At 37.5% G+C, this 17,730-nt stretch carries 14 protein-coding genes and 1 pseudogene; 8 read left to right on the top strand and 7 right to left on the bottom strand.

The window, feature by feature from the left end; genetic code table 11:
- The first annotated feature begins 43 nt into the window (after nt 1-43).
- Together H6G48_RS17560 and H6G48_RS17555 are read left to right on the top strand one after the other, a co-directional pair.
- Nucleotides 44-1,255, top strand: a complete 1,212-nt coding sequence (locus H6G48_RS17560; RefSeq protein WP_190722672.1) for a glycosyltransferase — start codon at nt 44-46, stop codon at nt 1,253-1,255.
- Nucleotides 1,256-1,702: 447 nt separating this feature from the next.
- Nucleotides 1,703-3,040, top strand: coding sequence for an AAA-like domain-containing protein (locus tag H6G48_RS17555; RefSeq protein ID WP_190722671.1), 1,338 nt, complete (start codon nt 1,703-1,705; stop codon nt 3,038-3,040).
- 21 nt (nt 3,041-3,061) lie between these two features.
- Here the strand turns inward: H6G48_RS17555 and H6G48_RS17550 are convergent, their stop codons facing one another.
- The 3 genes and pseudogenes from H6G48_RS17550 to H6G48_RS17540 all read right to left on the bottom strand — a co-directional run.
- A complete protein-coding gene (locus H6G48_RS17550; RefSeq protein WP_190722670.1) occupies nt 3,062-8,773 on the bottom strand; it encodes an AAA family ATPase in 5,712 nt (1,903 codons plus the stop codon).
- Nucleotides 8,774-8,787: 14 nt separating this feature from the next.
- Entirely contained in the window at nt 8,788-10,890 is a 2,103-nt protein-coding gene (locus tag H6G48_RS17545; RefSeq protein ID WP_190722669.1) for a carotenoid oxygenase family protein, read from the bottom strand.
- A 108-nt stretch (nt 10,891-10,998) separates the two neighbouring features.
- Nucleotides 10,999-11,784 (bottom strand): annotated as a pseudogene (locus H6G48_RS17540) (amidohydrolase family protein); the annotation flags it as partial.
- Nucleotides 11,785-12,090: 306 nt separating this feature from the next.
- Here H6G48_RS17540 and H6G48_RS17535 point away from each other — a divergent pair.
- Nucleotides 12,091-12,345: a BrnA antitoxin family protein gene (locus H6G48_RS17535; protein WP_002738362.1), complete on the top strand. Its 255-nt coding sequence runs from the start codon at nt 12,091-12,093 to the stop codon at nt 12,343-12,345.
- A gap of 88 nt (nt 12,346-12,433) precedes the next feature.
- Here the strand turns inward: H6G48_RS17535 and H6G48_RS17530 are convergent, their stop codons facing one another.
- The 4 genes from H6G48_RS17530 to H6G48_RS17510 form a co-directional block, all read right to left on the bottom strand.
- A complete protein-coding gene (locus H6G48_RS17530; RefSeq protein ID WP_002757627.1) occupies nt 12,434-12,649 on the bottom strand; it encodes a hypothetical protein in 216 nt (71 codons plus the stop codon).
- Complete coding sequence (locus H6G48_RS17525) at nt 12,646-12,972, bottom strand: DUF4258 domain-containing protein (protein ID WP_199328840.1); 327 nt, start codon at nt 12,970-12,972, stop codon at nt 12,646-12,648. The genes H6G48_RS17530 and H6G48_RS17525 overlap by 4 nt, the downstream gene beginning before the upstream one ends.
- 361 nt (nt 12,973-13,333) lie before the next feature.
- The gene (locus tag H6G48_RS17515; RefSeq protein ID WP_223211792.1) at nt 13,334-13,735 is read right to left on the bottom strand and encodes a type II toxin-antitoxin system VapC family toxin; all 402 of its coding nucleotides are present in this window, start codon (nt 13,733-13,735) and stop codon (nt 13,334-13,336) included.
- A 2-nt stretch (nt 13,736-13,737) separates the two neighbouring features.
- Complete coding sequence (locus H6G48_RS17510; protein ID WP_002766683.1) at nt 13,738-13,998, bottom strand: hypothetical protein; 261 nt, start codon at nt 13,996-13,998, stop codon at nt 13,738-13,740.
- A gap of 575 nt (nt 13,999-14,573) precedes the next feature.
- On the opposite strand from H6G48_RS17510, the gene H6G48_RS17505 reads away from it, so the two are divergent.
- The 5 genes from H6G48_RS17505 to H6G48_RS17485 all read left to right on the top strand — a co-directional run bounded on the left by H6G48_RS17505 (nt 14,574) and on the right by H6G48_RS17485 (nt 17,715).
- Nucleotides 14,574-15,305 carry a hypothetical protein gene (locus H6G48_RS17505; protein WP_149986002.1) on the top strand — a complete coding sequence of 244 codons (732 nt, stop codon included), beginning with the start codon at nt 14,574-14,576 and terminating at the stop codon, nt 15,303-15,305.
- Nucleotides 15,306-15,528: 223 nt separating this feature from the next.
- A complete protein-coding gene (locus tag H6G48_RS17500; RefSeq protein ID WP_149986003.1) occupies nt 15,529-16,254 on the top strand; it encodes an endonuclease/exonuclease/phosphatase family protein in 726 nt (241 codons plus the stop codon).
- Between the two features lie 36 nt (nt 16,255-16,290).
- Nucleotides 16,291-16,956 carry a hypothetical protein gene (locus H6G48_RS17495; protein WP_004267886.1) on the top strand — a complete coding sequence of 222 codons (666 nt, stop codon included), beginning with the start codon at nt 16,291-16,293 and terminating at the stop codon, nt 16,954-16,956.
- A 221-nt stretch (nt 16,957-17,177) separates the two neighbouring features.
- A complete protein-coding gene (locus H6G48_RS17490; RefSeq protein WP_072924714.1) occupies nt 17,178-17,465 on the top strand; it encodes a BrnT family toxin in 288 nt (95 codons plus the stop codon).
- The gene (locus H6G48_RS17485) at nt 17,443-17,715 is read left to right on the top strand and encodes a hypothetical protein (protein ID WP_002799473.1); all 273 of its coding nucleotides are present in this window, start codon (nt 17,443-17,445) and stop codon (nt 17,713-17,715) included. Before H6G48_RS17490 ends, H6G48_RS17485 begins: the two co-directional genes overlap by 23 nt.
- Nucleotides 17,716-17,730 lie beyond the last annotated feature (15 nt).

Below are 17,730 nucleotides of genomic sequence, written 5' to 3'. Positions count from 1 at the left end.
TAGCCGCTATCCCTCAAGATTGACCGCTAGAGTGAGTAAAGTTATGCCTAAACTTAGTCTCTGCATGATTGTCAAAAATGAAGCCGAAAATCTCCGGCGCTGTTTGGATAGCGTTAAAGGGGTGGTGGATGAGATGATCGTTATGGATACGGGTTCGACCGATGATACGATTGCTATTGCTCAAAGTTACGGTGCCATAGTTCCTAGCTACGATTGGCGGGGTAATTTTTCCGATGCCAGAAATGAGGCTTTAAAATATGTTACTGGCGATTGGATTTTAGTCCTTGATGCTGATGAGGAATTAAATGCCGCTATCGTACCGAAAATGCGTCGGGCAATGGAAAAAGAGGAAAATTTAGTGATTAATTTAATCCGCCATGAAATCGGAGCCATACAATCACCTTATTCTCTAATTTCGCGGCTATTTCGCCGACATCCTCAGGTCACTTTTACCCGTCCCTATCACTCAATTATTGATGATAATGTGGCTATTTTATTAAAAAAAGAGCCTAATTGGAAAATAGTTGAACTGCCAGAAATTGCTATCTTTCACTACGGTTACACCGTGGATAAAATAGCCAGCTTAGATAAGTTTGAACGGGCAAGAAAAGCGATGGAGGGTTTTTATCAGCAACATCCCCACGATCCCTATGTGTGTAGTAAATTGGGAGGGTTATATCTGAAGATTGGCAGGGATAAAGAGGGTTTTAAGCTGCTCAAACACGGTTTAAAATGCCATGGCTCTAATCCGCATATTTTATACGAGTTGTATTATCATCTCGCTAATTATTATTATTCAGTAGAGGAATTTAAGCAATCAGCCGATAATTTTATTAAAGCGATTAAGCAGCCAATTTTAGATAAATTAAAACTGGGTGCTTATAATAATTTAGGTGGGTTATTATACGAAGCAGAAAAATACGAAACGGCCTTATCTATCTTTGAGAAAACCGTAGAAATTGATCCTAGCTATGCCGATGGTTACTATAATTTAGGACTGGTTCTCAAACAACTGCACCGGCTACCAGAATCGATTAAAGCTTATAAAAAAGCTCTCAAGTTAAACCCGGATAATCCCACTATTTACCAAAATCTAGGGGTTGCTTATATAGCTTTCGGTAGTTATAATGAGGCGATAGAGATTTGGCAAAAAGGCCTACAATTATTGAAAAATCAGGGTAATGTATCTCGCGCTGAAATGCTGCAAGAAACCCTAGAAGCTCTGGGAGCAAGTGTATTGAGGGATGAACAGTAACTGTTCACCGTTGTCGCGAAGATTGGGAGCAGCCACTGTACTAAAATTCTCAATAGGCAGTTGAAATGCAGTACATCTGATTGCTAAAACCCTGTCTAGTCAACTCCTGTGAGGATTTTTCCGAACTAATTGTTAATAGGATTATCGAGGAGTTAGACGCTGAAGACTCAGGGGTTTTGATAGAAATCATCAAGAGATAATTGCTCGCCGTGTAATTGACCTTGACAAGAAATGCTATAATTTCCTAGCAAGAGGGGAATTTAATCCCTCTCAGGGTTGCCATCGCACAATTTTGTCGGTTACTGGTTCTCGTCAGCTTGTTTGTCAAATATACCAATTCTATTTTGAATCGGTGCTGTTATGTCAAGATTCAGGGTTTCTGGCTGCAACGGAACTGAAAAATCAAATAATCTATTCCATCAAATCTTCTTACCTTAGACAAAAATAATGAAATTCGAGGAAATCCAAGAGATTCTTAATCGGCAACTGCTCAAGCTTGAGAATCGCTGTCTCAATGACACAGAACAATTATTATTGCGAGGACTTTGGCAGAAAAAGAACTATCAAGAAATTGCCCAAGAAAACGGTTATAGTAGCAGCTATCTTGCCAATGTAGTTGCCCCAGGACTCTATGATAGAGTCTCGCAACTGATCGGAGAACCGATCAATAAGAAAAATTTTTTATCTAGACTACAATCTCATTTTACCAACTCCACATCGCTTCAGTATTGCGGTCAGGAATATCTCCAAAATGAGCGTCCAGAATACCCAGATGCTCCTGTTCCCTATAATTCTTATTATTATCTAAAACGAACAAAACTTGAAGCAAAAATTATCGAGGAAATCGGACAATCTGGGGCGTTAGTACGCATTAAAGCTCCCAAAAAATGGGGGAAAACGTCTTTATTATTAACAATTTTAGAGGCTTGTCAACAGCAATTCGGTTATCAAATTGTTAGTTTAGATTTACAAAAAGCAGACCAAGACATCATAGCAAATTTTAACAAGTTCTTACGCTGGATCTGCCGTAATTGCGCTCGGCAGTTGAATTTAGAAGCCAAATTAGATGATTATTGGGATGAAGATATAGGAATTAAAATGAGTTGGACAATTTATTTTGAAGAGTATATTTTACGAGAGATAAAACAGCCACTGGTATTGGCTTTAGACGAAGTGCATCGAGTCTTTGAACATCCGAAAGTAGCAGAAGATTTTTTACCTTTAATCAGAGCTTGTTATGAAGAATCTAAGCGATCTCCCCTGTGGCAGAAATTACGTTTAATTATTGTTCAATCCACAGAATCTTATGTTTCTCTGCGATTAGAACAGTCTCCTTTTAATGTGGGATTACCCATAGAGTTACAGGGTTTTGGTCAAGAACAAGTGGCAGAATTGGCAAAAAAATATCAATTAAATGAATTAGCAACCAACGAAATTCAACAGTTGATCGACTTAGTGGGAGGACATCCTGCCTTGATTCATTTAGCGATTTATCATCTTAGCCAAGAGCAAATCACGATGCCAGATTTAATCAAATCAGCAACTACATCAACGGGAATTTATTCCTCTCATTTACAGCTGCACTGGGTCACTTTACAAAAACAACCCGAACTTGCCGCTGTTTTTCAACAGATTTGTCAAGGGAATCAACCAATGATAGTCGATCCAATTATTGCTTATAAACTTAATAGTATGGGTTTAATTAAACTCAGAGAAAATAAAGCAATTGTCAGTTGTCAGTTGTATCAAAAGTACTTTATAAGTCAATATACTGGTTCAGTATAAATAAATTTTTGAACCATGGTATTAAGACAGCGATCGCTCAAGCCAATCATTATTAAATATCGTCTGATAAATCCGATTATGAACGTCCATTTTCCCGTGACGCTTTACCACTAATCCAGATAAAAATAACTCAGGTAAATAGGGATTGTTATCAATCTGTATTGCTTCTTGATGGAGGATTTGTCGATACAAGGTTAATAACTGGGGTCGGTTTGGACTTTGAAGAAGGCGATCTTGAATGGTTTTTAAATGTTCGGGTTGATCCTGCATCTCCCAATCTTGAATAATTTTTTCTGCTACTAAGTTGGCCAACCATTGTTCTTCTTGATTAGAGGGGATTGGTTGCTCACTATCCCGCATCAGTTGACAGAGTTTTTGAGTTAAGAAAGGTTGCCCTCCCGTCCAGCTTAAGACTTGTTTGAGCATGGTCTGAAGATTACTGACTTTTTCTGTTAACCCATATAATAAAGGTTGAGCTTCGTGTTCTTTAAAACTTGCTAATTCAATAGCGTTACCAATATTAAAAGGTGTTTTCTGGGGGTCAGTAATTAAAGCTGAAGGTGTGGTAGCACCAAAAAAGGCAAAAGTTAGCTCTTGAAATTGAGGTTGAATCGCTCTCTGGTTATAAAAAGAACGAATTAAAGCAAAAAAGTCAGAGACATCAAATTTTAACCCTAAAATGCTATCAATTTCATCAATAAATATAACAGTCGATTGTCTAGATTGCCGCTGATTAAAATCGTCATTAACTAGAAGAAACTCTTCCATAAATTGTCCTAATCGTTGTACAGGAGGCAGGTCTAATTGTTCACTCCACCAAGCTTTAAAAGTTTTCAATTCTTTGATTAATCCAAAACTGCGGAGCAGATCAACGGCTAATCCTTTATACCATTGTTCGGGGGTAATATTGTCTGTTCCTAGCCGAGTTAAGTCAATTACTGCACATCTAATTCCCTCCTTTTGTAATTGGCTCATCATCCGTACCATTAAGCTAGATTTTCCCATTTGACGTGCATTTAAAACATAGCAAAATAGACCTTGTTTGAGAGCTTTATAAAGATTGCGATCAGCTTGTCGAACCACATAATTCGGTGCATCCATCGGTAAACTGCCCCCCACTTGATAGACAAATTTGGGAGGTTGTTCAGCACTTTTAAGCAGGTCATTTTCAAAGATAAGTTCTGCTTGAGTTGCTTTCAGTACCTCTAAAGTATTTGTGAGTTCTTTTGTCCGTTCTTCTACTCTTTGTTCTAAGGTTTGATAGAGTCTTGAGTTATCAATAGAGATAGCAGCTTGAGCTGCTAGAATATTTAATAGTTCAACTCTTTCTGAGGTAAATGCGCTGGTTGTTAAATTATTTTCTAAATAAACAATTCCTTTTAATTGACCTTGATTGAGTAAAGGAGTACAAAGAATGGATTTAGTTTTTTTAGCCACAATATAATAATCATTGGTAAATTGACCTGATGAAGTGGCATCATTTAAAACGATAGTTTCTTTTGTCCGAGCGACATAATTAATAATGCTAGTGGGTAGAATGGGAATTGAAGTATCATGGTCGATAGATTCTATGGGAATTGGCTGTAAGATATTAACCGTTTCTTGAGCAATTGTTCCTTGAGCTTCAATGACCCAATTTCCTTCCTGTTCTAAAATCAGACAACCTTTCTGAGCTCCTGCATTTTCAATGACAATTTTCATTAAATTTGTTAGGAGATTTTCCAGTTTAATTTCTCCAGAAATTGCTTGCGAAGCTTTGAGAATAGTCGTTAAATCAAGAACTGCTCCATCATTACCAGTAGTTGAAATGGTGGTACTCAGTCCTTTAGATTTGTTTTGATTGCTGATGTCTAATAAATATTGAGGGTATTCTTCTTCTAATTGTTTAACTTTGACCTTTGCACCCCAACGAATGTAACAATGATAGGCATTTCTTAAATATAATTTACCAATTTCTTCTCTACCTAAAGTAAAATAAAATTCAGAGGCACGTTCATAAGCTAAAGCCTCTTCATGAATAAATTCATATTTCTTTGCTCCTGCTATAGCACTATCATAATATTTCATTGCTGTCAAAGTTTTTCTCAAAACACGAGCTATTTCTGCCTGTATTAAATTGTATTTATGCTGAAAATTCATCGGGGCATGATCCTGCCAACATTTCATCAGTTTCTGATTTTCTTGGACTTGTTTAAGATATTGTTTTTTATTTTTTTGGTCGAGGGATGGATATTGAGCTAGTAATGCCAAAGAATAATAAAAATTATGTTCTGTAAAAATAATTTCTGATTTCACAAAACCTGAATATTCAAGGGCGATCCTAGTGTTTTCTATTGCTTGAGGATAATCTTTAAACAAGTAACAAAGCCAAGCTTTATAAAAATAAATATTAAAGACAGAAATTCGATTGTTAACTTGGAGTAACTGCCTTAAAGACTTTTCCTCGTCGAGCATAGTACCCGTCAAGTTTTTGACGACTGATTCATTTACTAAAATTTCAACAAATTGGGCGCATATTTTGATTAAATTTAAGGGATGTTCTTGCTGATATTGAGCAATAAAATCAATATATTGTTTTTGCTGATTGTGAACGAATTCTAAGTTATTCCCTACAAATAATAAGTGATCGCAGTAGAAATTAGCCCCATGGCAAGCAAATTCAAGATCGCCAACTTCCAGAGCATTTTGTATAGATTTCTTAAGGGGTTCAAGCGTTTGTTTAATATGATGTTTTTTATAGGTTATATTAATGGAAATTGAGACATAAGCTTTCGACCAAAAATCCTTGGCATTTAATTTCTCTAAAACCCGTAAAGATAATTGTCCAAGTTGATAAGCTAAATCAATATCTAACATGAGCCAAGAGACAATAATTCCATAAACAGCATAAGCATAAACGACTGGGGGTGAATTGCCATACTGCTGGGATAGGGTAATCTCAGTATAGAGAATTGGTAATGCTATAGAACTTTCGGCAAAACAAGCAGGAGCATAAATAAGACTAAAAATCTTCATTGCCATCAACTTATTAGGTTCTTTCATCACTCCTAATCTGGCTAATTTTTCAATGTTTAACGCTTGTGGTGGTGATTCCACTAAAGATATGCCTAAAATTTCTAAAGCTTTTTGTCCGTTATTTAGAGCTAAATCTATTGCGCCTCTAGCCAAGTTTATTTTAATCTTTATTTCGTAAAATTTAACTTGTTCTAAAGGACTTCGGACGTGCAGTAAAGCAAAATCACAGAGATTATCAGCCGTTTCTAGATTAGTATTCAGATAGTGAGCTTCTACTAATTCAAGATAAATATTAAAGGTAAGCTCATATTGCTTTTGCCAACTATCTAATAATAAAAGCTGACAAGCAAAATGTAAATAATTGACTGAAGCTTGGTAAGCATTAGCCGATTTAGCTTTCTTTCCCGCCCTTAAATTTAATTGACACAACTGTTCTTTATCTGAGGTATCCTTTAATAAATCAATCCCAAAATTGAGTTGATTAACTATGTCAAATAATTTGTTTTCTTGAGCTTGAGGAGTTGTCTTTTTGAGAAGAAATTGACCAATTTGCAAGTGATTTGCTTTTCGTTCTGATTCGGGAATAAGTGAATAGGCTGCTTGCTGTACTCTATCGTGTAAAAATTTGTATTTAATCTCTACATTTTCTAAATTTAACTGTTGGTATTCTATCTGATCAAACAATAAAGGAAGTTTATAGTCTTCTGACTGAGGTAAAATAAATCCTTGTTGAAGAGCTATCGCTAATTCTTTCGCTGTAGCGGAGATAGATTTTTGTTGAACAAATGCCAATAAATCTAAACTAAAAGAGTTGCCAATACAAGCAGCTAATTTGATTAGTTGTTGCGTTTTTTCAGGAAGTTTACCAATATTTCTAGCAATTAATTCCACAACATTATAATCAGTAATACCGACAGATTGTATAGCCTCACTAGACCAAATCCAACGATCTATATTGACTTGATAGGTTATTAAATTTTCACTGTATAAAGTTTTAAGAAACTGAGAGATAAAGAAAGGATTGCCTTGGGTTTTATAAAAAATTAATTCGGCTAAATCTTTAAGCTCATCCCTATTAACCTTACCGTTAAAAGTTTCCTCAATTAATTGTCGAACATTGTCATAAGATAAGGGTTGAATTTCAAGATGATTGATCACTAAATGGGTAGTTTTTAGTTTCTCTAGCATCAAGGTTAAGGGATGAGTTGAACTAACCTCGTTATCTCGATAAGCACCAATAAAAAACAAATATTTGCCTCTTTTATCGGTCACTATAAGTTGCAATAATTTTAGGGATGCCGAATCTATCCATTGTAAATCATCAAGAAAAATTACCAAAGGATGATTAGGAGTACAAAAAACCTTGATGAACTCTTTAAAAACTTGATTAAAACGATTTTCAGCTTCTAGAGAGTTTAATTGAGGAACTTCTGGCTGTTTACCAATGATTAATTCAACTTCAGGAATGACATCGATAATAATTTGAGCATTTGGCGTAATAGCCCTGATAATATGGTCTTTCCAACCTTCAATTTCCCTCTGATTTTCAGTTAATAACTGGCGAATCAATTCTTGAAATGCTTGAATCAGAGCTAGATAAGGAATATTGCGTTTTAACTGCTCAAATTTTCCCCTAATAAAATATCCTCTTGCTTCAACAATTGCTTTTTGAACTTCATTAACAATGGATGTCTTACCAATTCCTGAATAACCAGAGACTAACATTATTTCGATGGCAGATTCAACTTTTTCTACTCCTACTACTTTTGGGTGTGCTACTCGTTTGAATGCTTCTAGTAATCTCACTATTTCTTGACTTCTTCCATAGAGTTTTTGAGGAATCAGCAATTGATTGGGATAATCCCGTTCTCCCAAAGCAAAAATCTTAAGCCGGCTCTGTTTTTCTAGTTGACATAAACAAGTTTCCAAATCAAATTTGAGTCCAGCAGCACTTTGATAACGCTCTTCTGCATTTTTTGCCATTAGTTTTCTAACAATGTTAGAAATCATCGGCGGAACTGAGAATTGTTCTAAAGGAGGAGGTTGTTTCGCAATATGACAATGAACTAACTCCATCAAATCCTGAGATCTAAAGGGCAACATTCCTGTGAGCATTTCATAAAAGGTCACTCCCAAAGAATAAAAATCACTGCGATAGTCAATCCGGCGATTCATTCGTCCCGTTTGTTCTGGGGACATATAAGCCAGTGTTCCTTGTAAAAAGCGAGGATTGGTAATAGTTTGCCGCTCAAATGTTAGGTTAGAAGCAATGCTAAAATCAGTCAGTTTAACCTGTTTTGTTTCTTGGTTGATGAGGATATTACTGGGTTTAATGTCTTTATGAATAATGGGAACTTGGTGAATCTTAATTAAGATGTCTGCTAAGGAGATAGCAATGGTTAAAAACTGAGAAATAGAAAGGTGTTGGGTTGTTAAAAATTCAGCTAAAGATTGACCACCAAAATCTTCGAGAATTAGGGCAAAAACATGACGATAGTTAACCAAACTATAGGATTTAACTACCCCATCATAGTTTAAATTTTGAATAATTTCATGCTCCTGTCTCCAACAAACGATCTCTTCTATGGAGGGATATTCAGCTTTGAGAACTTTGATGATTACGGGTTGTTCTTTCTGACAAGATTTACCCCGATAAACGACGCTTTTAACCCCTTCGTGAATCTTGTGATTAATCTCATAGTTAGGAAGAGCGAACATCGAATCCTTATCTCCTACACTAAATGTCCATTATCTGATGGAAAGAAGGGATATATTTCATCTTCAAAAAGTTTTTGAATATCGGGGGAACTGTCGTTTACCAACTGCTGAAAATCCGATTTGACAGGGATATTGTAACTCACTTGACGGCGACCAATTTTAGGAAGCCAAGCCGTGTGCAAACTATAACCAAAATTTAGATCCTGATGTCTTAGCTTAGTCAAAGGACCTTTGGCCATATCCACCCCATCAAAAATCCAAAATTCGCTACTAGGAGGGGTAAAAACACTACAAATGATGTAACCCTCTGTAGAATTTTCTTCGCTTGCACGGCGAGGAATGAACTGAGGAGAACCACCAATATATCCCCTAGGAAACTGATAAGAATCGGCAATCTTCAGGAAATCATCTGGGGTATGTAATCGAAACAGGGAAGATGGAACGCCTTGTTTCGCTAAATTCAGTAAATCCTCCAAAGGCACTGCTCGGTAGGGGGCATCTTTATATAAATCATAGAGAAACTTTGTCATCGTTTCCTGCCAAAGTCCAAAGGAAATCCAATAAATATCATCAAGTCGTTTGGGTTGCCTTCCTGATGATAATCGATCTCGGTAAGCGTATAAACCCGTTCCCCAAGTATAGGGAGATGAGTAGATAACATTTGATTGAATGACTTCTCCTCGGTTTCCATCAATTACATAGCGTCCCAAACGGCTAATATCCATCTCATTGGGTTCCATAGAATAAACCCGCTTGGCGATTGGATGATAGGGTGGGTAAGCCGATAAGTCATATTTACGAATCCACTCAGCCACATCCCAAGAAGCAATGTGAGCAACATGAAGCGTAATCTTTCCATCAGGATTTTCGTAATCAACCAAAAAGTGAGCGGCTGGTAAAGGAATGACGAGTTTTTTAGCGATGACAGTCACTTCCTTGTCAGAATCAATCGGGTACTGTCCTGAGATGAGATCCCTACGACGTACAATATAAATATATGAATCCGGTCGATTCGGGCTTTCGAGTAAGTTTCTGATTAATTCTTCGAGTTGTTTATTCTCTGGTATTGGATTGTTTATTAACTGCTCTAAACCGACAATAAAGGCTGTGTCCATTAAAATCACATAATCTTTGCTGATTCCAATTTGATGGATGGTTTGTTCAATTTTTACTGGTGAACCATCGGGAAGTCTTAACTTCCAACGCTCTAAGTTACCTGTCCCATCCCAGCGAAGCAGATAGACAAAATTCTCAATATCTTCCCCAAGCAAATATTTAATTACATTTAGTGCCTGTTGCAAAATACCTTGAGACAACATAATATTCAACTGGAAAATATGTCGCAAGATATTAGCATTAGAAAAACCAATGATTGCCCTCATTAATTGGTAAATGTCTTTGGGGAGTTCATCTAATTCAATGGCAAAAGGGAGCCTCTTTAGCAGATTTATAATAGCTCTGCCATAATTTACAGTAAACATTTCACCCGTATTACTATCAAAAGCAGGATGGGCGGTACTCAAAATCGTCTTGAAAGGAAATTGTGGTTTGTTCATTTCGGCCCGCCACTCTTGATTCCAGCCAACAGGTGTAACAACTTCAAGGGTTTCTGTATCTAATTCGTAGGGACGGCCTCCATCATAGGTCACTAATAAACGATCTAGGACATCTTCCTTTCCTGATGGCATAACTAGAAAAGCTGTATTTAGCTCATTACGAAAGCCAAGTGCGCAAGAAAAGCGGACAATTCCATGATTGCGAAATCTATACTTTTGGTATTGGCTTTTCAAGAAGGTTGCCTTGTCTGCATAATAATCAGGGGGCTTAGCTAATCGTGTTGTTATCTTTGCTTCACCGGGGCAATCAAAATCGAGTCGGTAAATCATACCGTCGCCATTCAACAATGAGTCGCCATCGGGAAAAGGGGTACCCCCAGAATCAACCGTTCCTACTGGTGCGACCATAAAAAAATGACCCTGCAAGTCTTCTGGTAATTGCCCTTCAATCTCTAAGTTAAGCTCCGTGTGTTCACATCTATTCGCAGTCATGATTGATTCTGGGATCAAGGGACAACCAGAAGGCAAGTTAGAACTATAATTATTGGGGTTTTCAGTCATAATATCTTAATAATCTGAGATTGATAGGGAAAATACTTGGATTAAGTTCAACCTAATCTTATTCTTTATATCATACTATAAATTTTTGTATTCTTCGTCAAGCTTTCATAACCAATAGGGAAACCAACCGCAGCCCGACTCTAAAAATCCGATTCTTAGCTGAGGATGACGTTCTAAAACCCCCCCTTCAATTAAGGCTAATAGTGCCATCATTTGTTCCATCGGGTGAGAACAAGCATGAAGCGCAAACCGACTATTAAACCGCTCTGCACCAGTGGTGGGTAAGCGGCTATGAGTGCCTTCATGAATTCCTACAGCCATGTCCAAATCCTCGCAGGCCGCCCAAAAGGGTTCATAGGCTGGATCGCTCAAAATTCTACCTTTAACGGGGTTAGGGCGCAAAAAAACCGCCTTCCAGCCCAAGTTTGCCATGCGGTGTAGCTCTTTGACCATATCTTCGGGATCATGTTGATTGACTGCAGCGACTCCTTTCAGTCTAGCGGGGTCATAGCTACAAAATTCTTCATATAACCATGTATTGTAGGCACGGACAAAAGCCCCCATCACTTCAGCAGGTAGGCTATCAATGGCAAATAACCACAGTCCGTAATTAGGATAAATAAAAGCCACATCTATGCCCATTTGTGTCATAGATTGAACATGGGACTCTGGGTTATAGCGGTTGAGATAAGCATGGGGATGAGCTTGCATCATCTGCTTATTCCCTTCTGCTTGGACTTGTGGGGAGATTTTTTGACTAATCGGTTCTCCTTTGATTTTCATGTCAGCAGAAGGAGCAAATTCCCTAAATTTAGGTTCTAGGTATTGTCCCCACATTGCGGGGGGTTCAATGACATGGGAATCAGCATCAATAATTTTGTACCCGTTGAGCATAGCGATTTTTCGGCAATTTTCTACCTAAATTATATTTGATTGGGAAAAAGCGATCCCTTTTTTGCTGCTTTTTTTTCATCCCCTAAAACTCCATGGATTGATTGGGTTAAACTTGATACAACACTTTATTAAACTTAACGAATGGAAGCGATTGAATTTAAAATGATTCTTCATCATGGCACAGTTGTCATTCCCCCTGAATATTCCTCTAAGTGGGAAGGTAAGGCGATCCGTGTGATACTTTGCGGGGTGAAGTCATTCGCTTGATTTCTGCTCGTCGTGCTACAAAACAAGAGAGAAAAACTTATGAGAAAGGAATATGATTTTTCTAAAGGAAAACGAGGGGCGCTCATTTCCTCTCAGGGAAAAACACGCATTACCATTTATCTAGATGATGAGATTCTAGCTTATTTTCGAGAACAGGCTGAAACCGCAGGAATGGGTTATCAAACCCTAATTAATGAGGCTTTAAAACAATATATCCAATCTCCTTCTGAGCGATCGCTCACTCAGTCCGATTTACGCCGTATTCTTCGGGAAGAATTATCAGCCCTCCAATAATGTTGCTTGTGATAGTTAAAAGTTAGGCGATCGCTGTCTGTTTTCAAGGATTGCGATCGCTTTTTAATTTTTTCTTGTCAAAGTTTAGTTAAACGGTAAGAGGGGTAATTTTGTAAAGATGTGCTAAATTGGAAGCTTTTTGTAGATCACCTTGACGAAGGGCTTCTCGGACATCATCTAATTTTTGAGCGTCTTCTAATGATAAATAGGGCGACCATCCTTCGGGAGTCTCAATCAGTTCTACTTCCACTTCAGCCATGTACTCTCCAATGTGGATGAGTTTAATGTGAGGCTTTTTTGTCATGGTTTTCTCCTTGTAAAATCACTTGACCAACGTGCTGGATCAGGTCTATAGGCAGTGACTAGAACAGCAGGCGATTCGGTATTCTTGGCTATACCCCAAACCACATGAACGGGTTTACCCTGACTATCTTTCTGTAAGACTAGCACACAACGCCCTTGAGGATATTCCGGGTAATCTTCGAGAATGACAGCTTCTCTAATACCCGTTATCACATCCCTTACCAGAATACCGTCATTTGCTAGTTCATCGTAGCCATGGGCTGATATTTTGACTTGCCCACGGGAAAGTAAAGCCAGAACTAATTGGAAGGTTATACTCATCATCCAATAATAGCATCTCTTTATTCAAGGAAGAAGGCGATCGCTGTCTGTTTTCAAGAATTGCGATCGCTTTTTTATGCTTTCTTTTCATTCTCTGAAAACGCTACCAATCAATTGATTGGGTTAAACTTGATATGACACTTTATAAAGCTTAACGAATGGAAGCAATTGAATTTAAGACGATTCTCCATCATGGTACAGTTGTCATTCCCCCTGAATATTCCTCTGAGTGGGAAGGTAAGTATATTTGTGTAGAAGATGCTAATGTCCGATAGGATTTTTCTCAATACGAATATCTTAATCCATGGATATTCTCAGGATGAGCCAGATAACCCAATCAACAAACCTCTTTATTAATTTTAGGTTAAGGAATAACTTCAAAAGATAGCTTGCCTTGAAATCGGTAGATATAGAAATCTGTATCTAAAGTAAAAATCAGCCTTTGATTAAGAGCTTCTGCTGCCGCTACTAAGGAAGCATCTGCTAAATCCATTGGTACATCTCGATATTGTTCCATCAAGAAACGCATTCTTTGAATGTCTGATGATTCAAAAGAATATAATGATAAATCTTGATTTTCTAAATAACTCCATAAAGCCTTTTGTCCGAGCCAACCCACATCCCTTCCCAGTAAATACATCCCTTCGACAAAGCATGGCCATGTGGTCATCAGAGGAGGTTGTAAAAAGGGTAAAACAGCAACACAGCGTTGATGGTTATTGTCGCTTCGACTTAGTAAGGCAATAAGCGCAGAAGCATCACACAAAATCAAGACAAGTCCCCTCTTTTTAGCTGTTTTTCCTGCATTAAATCGGCAAATTTTTCTCCTGTGTGGGTAGAAAGGTCTGGGGAAACCCCTTCAATGATACCCACTTTTCCCTTAAGGACTTCAGCGAGGGAGTTACTAGAGGGTATCTTTTCTTCGTCTGATACAGAATCAAGTACAGTTAGCCTAACTCTTCGCCCTTTTAGTTCAGAAGCATAGGCGGCAATTTCTTCCCAAGTTCCTTCGTAAATTGATTGTGCCATGAGAATGATACTTGTTTAAACAGTAATACTCATCATCTAATCATAGCATCTCTTTATTCAAGGAAGAAGGCGATCGCTGTCTGTTTTCAAGGATTGCGATCGCTTTTTTGCTGCCTTCTTTTCATCCCCTAAAACCGCTACAAGTCAGAGTCTAAAAGGGTTTTGATGATTTTAGTCGCCAGATTAATTCATTAGTTCTGCTTTCAGGGATGAGGGAGTCATACCATAAAGTGACCCTTTGAATCTAATATAAATCTAATATAAATCTAATATAAATCTAATATTCTGCTCAAAAAAACCTATTAGAAAAGTATTAATTTTAGAGATTGCCATTACTCAAAATAAAACTTATTCTGGTATCAAAGGTGATTGAAGAAATCACTTTTAACTCAAAAGACAAGACATTTTGCTTATAGCATTATGGCTAATCTAAAAAATTCAGAAATGGATTTTTGAGAGTGTTTTAGCGGTGTAGAGACAAAAGACGGAAGTTGATTGATCATTAATTCAACTTAGAAGTCTAAAATTGTTTCTAAAAAATCAAATTAACTCAAATCCAAAATAAGGAGAAAACCATGCCTAACTATACACTTGATCTTGCGATTGATTCTGATAGCTTAAAGATTCTCAAGGCCGCACAACTAAAAATCACGATAGCAAAACCTGTGGGTGGATCAAGTCCTAATGTAACTTGGCTAGTCTTCGATCCCTTTCAAGGAAATAAAGTTGAATGGGAAGAGCAATATAGCATTTATGCCTCCCCCAACCAAGTCATACAAAATGGTGCAGTGATTACGCGGTTAAGTGAAACAGATTTTCCTGCTAATGATGCCGCTTATTATTCTTTTGACTCTACTGCAACATTTCAAGGACCATTTACAGGTTCAGGTGCGCCTCCGAGTGGGTCATATAAAGTTGTCAACAATATGCCAAATACTCAGTATCCAGCCTTAACTTTTGGCTTACAACAAAAAGCATCTATTAATGGCAGCGGGATTAACCCATCACCGCTTAATGCGGCAGTCGTTCCCGCAGCATTAAATGCTACTTTTACACCCCTAACGACTGTTTATGTTTGGCTACAAGCCTCCTATACATCTGGAACTGTTATTACACAAGTAAATGGAAATGCAACAATCGTGACGTTTGGAGGCTCTGTCACTGAAAAATCCCTCGTATATAATCCAGCCACAGGAACCTTTATTCCATCCTCTGGGGGAAATGTGACGGCTTTAGCTAGTTTTGCGGCTTTAGCTAGTTTTGATGATCCCGATGTCAAAATATTAAAACAAGCAGGCGTTTACTAATGCCAGAAAAGGCATAAAAGCCGTGTAATAAATTATTGCCAAACCTATGAAGTTATAAATACTTCTACTCTTTCTCTTCTAGGTTTGGTTTACTGTCCCAATTTACCCAGTTTCTTGAACCATACATTCTAGCTTCTCAATAGAAGTTAAAAAGCAAGAAGCCGAATCTAAAAGCTAAGACCATAGACTATCAATCATTTTGAACTGTAAATTAGGAGTAATTATGCGTGTCGTCACTTGGAATATGCAAGGAGCAACGGGAGGCGGTGAAAGTAAATGGAATGCAGATGTTAAACGACTCTTTCTGCAAGCAGGAGTTAACGTAGCTTGCTTACAAGAGTCTGGCAATCCTCCACCATCGGCTGTACCAGCAGCAGCACCAGGTTGGTTGCCCGGTTTTGCGCCCCCAGTCGGTTTGAACGGAGCTTATCTTTTGTGGAATCTTGGCACTTCTAGCCGACCTTTTAATGTCTATATTATCTGGATTGAAACAGATGCTACAGGACATCGAAATAATGTAGCTGTTGCCTCTGTATTGCCCCCTTTGAATTTAATCTATATTCCCAATCCACTGGGGGGTAGACCAGCCATTGGGATGCGCCTTTTGTATGGTCCAGCAGGAAACGCAGACATTTTTAGTCTTCACGCCTTTTCAGGTAATGGCAATGATGGACCTGGACTACTTGCTAATATAAATCTTACAGGTGGCTCTTGGTTTGCGGCTGGAGATTATAATTGTGACCCAACCCAATGGGGTCTGCCTGGAAGTGGCTCTCCTAAAATTGTTCCTCCTGGAACAGCTTATTGTCCTCATAATCCAGTTCCTACTCATCCTGGTAGCGGAACAAACTTAGACTATGCTTTTAAAAATCCGGGACCAGGAGTTATTGGTACGGTACTTGACAATTTTATTGTGTCAGATCACTATCCTGTTATCTACGATTTCTAAAAAGCGAAAAGTTAATGGTCGATTTTTCTTTAACTAATGGTCGATTTTTCTTTAACGCTCTCAATTAATTCTGATGATCTAAAAATTATTAAAGCGGCAACGTTAAGAATTACGTTAGCAAAACTCGTTAATTTTGAGATTAATGTTGGAGAATCTATGGCAATATCAAGTTTTACTGCCTCCTTGATTTGGCTAGTTTTTGAGCCATTTCCATATAATAATATTACCTGGAATGAAGAGTATTCAATTTATTGCTCATCTCAGTTTGAATTAACCAAAGGAACTGTTATCTCAAAAATTAGTCAGACTGATTATCCTGCTATTGATGCTAGTTATTATTCATTCACATCCAATGGGTTATTTGACGGACCCTTTACTGATTCTAACTCTCCTCCTTCTGGAGCTTATAAAGTTAATAACAATATGCCAAATACTCAGTATCCAGCCTTAACTTTTGGGTTACAGCAAAAAGCATCTATTAATGGTCAAAATATTCCACAGTCTCCACTAAATGCCTCAGTTGTTCCCTCTACTTATCCTATAACTTTTGCTCCATCTAATATTGTCTATGTTTGGTTACAAACTCCTCTAAGCTCTGGAACTGTTATTTCAAAGCTACCTGAAAAATTTACAGAAGTTACATTTCAAGATAATCCTATTAAGCAACTTCAATATGATTCATCAACAGGGAGTTTTATTTAAGTGCGATCGCCCCTTCTTCTAGATTAGGTTGAAACAACAAAACCCAACACTATTTAAGGTGTGTTACTGCGGTGACATACCTTTTATCTATCAGTGCGATCGCTTATATATCTCTCTATTGGTCAAACTTTGGCAAGACGCGATCGCACTGGAAAAATTGTTATTCCGCCATCAGGATATGCTACAATGCGGGATATTTCAGTTGGCAAAGTGGCAATGATTTGGAACTAGCATTTGAATGGGATAAACAGAAAGCAAAAATAAATCAAAGAAAACATAACATTTCTTTTGAAGAAGCATCCACCGTATTTGATGATCCCTTAGCTGTAAATTTCGATGATCCTGACCATTCTACAGGAGAGAATCGCTATCTTATAATAGGTTTATCAGATCAAGGTAAATTTCTATTTGTTTCTTATACGGATCGTGATCATAAAATTCGTTTAATTAGTGCAAGATTAGTTACACCCAAAGAAAGGAGATATTATGAACGAGAAAATCCAAGATGAATTAGAAGATGACTTGCGAGAAGAATATGATTTAAGTCAACTTAAAAATCCTGTTCGCGGAAAATATTACCAACAGTATCGGGAAGGTCATAGCGTTACTATTCATCATGAAGATGGAACAAAAACGGTTGAACATTTTCCAGCGCAAAATGATGTAATTATTCTTGATCCTGATGTTAAAAAATATTTTCCTAATTCGGAATCCGTTAATGCGACCTTAAGAAGTTTAATTAAATTAATTCCTCAATAATAGTGCGATGCCTAC

The sequence above is a fragment of the Microcystis flos-aquae FACHB-1344 genome (genome assembly GCF_014698375.1).
Classification (GTDB): domain Bacteria; phylum Cyanobacteriota; class Cyanobacteriia; order Cyanobacteriales; family Microcystaceae; genus Microcystis; species Microcystis aeruginosa.
Note: the sequence above shows the minus strand (reverse complement) of the source record. Positions and strands in the feature narration are given on the sequence as shown.